Source organism: Vibrio sp. 03_296 (genome assembly GCF_002265885.1).
This window is the reverse complement of record NZ_NPKW01000930.1, coordinates 1-438: the sequence shown is the minus strand read 5'-3', so window position 1 is coordinate 438 and position 438 is coordinate 1. Positions and strand designations below refer to the sequence as shown.

The 438-nt window shown below is 39.1% G+C and carries 1 protein-coding gene; it reads right to left on the bottom strand.

Annotation, left to right across the window (positions count from 1 at the left end; translation table 11 throughout):
- Positions 1-250: BolA family transcriptional regulator (locus CIK04_RS28930; protein WP_142995037.1), on the bottom strand; the 250-nt coding region annotated here is incomplete at its 3' end.
- Positions 251-438 lie beyond the last annotated feature (188 nt).

Genomic DNA, 438 nt, shown 5'->3' with positions numbered 1-438 from the left:
ATTCCTGATCAGATAGGTATGAATCGTCCAAAGCGTGGATGTTATTTTCMAGCTCATTCGCCAATGCTTGATTCACTAAACGATGTCTGGCGATCAATCTTTTACCTTCAAAAAGATCGCTCACCACAATCACCTTGAAGTGACTTTCCGAACCCGGTGGTACATTGTGCATGTAGCTCTCATTCACCACACTCAAGTGACTAGGTTCAAATGTATTGTGTAATTTTGTCTCTATGATTTCTTGAATCATATTCAAACCCTCTCTACTCACCGACTTAAAAAGTATAAGTCGAACCAACGTGAAATTTCTTACACACACTTAAATAACAGCCATCATTCTAACAATGTCTCACTACTTAGACGAAGATCCCTGAGTGTTTTTGCTAGCTGTGCCTATCTTGTTTGCTATCCTTCTGCGAGAATATCGTTAAAACTCAA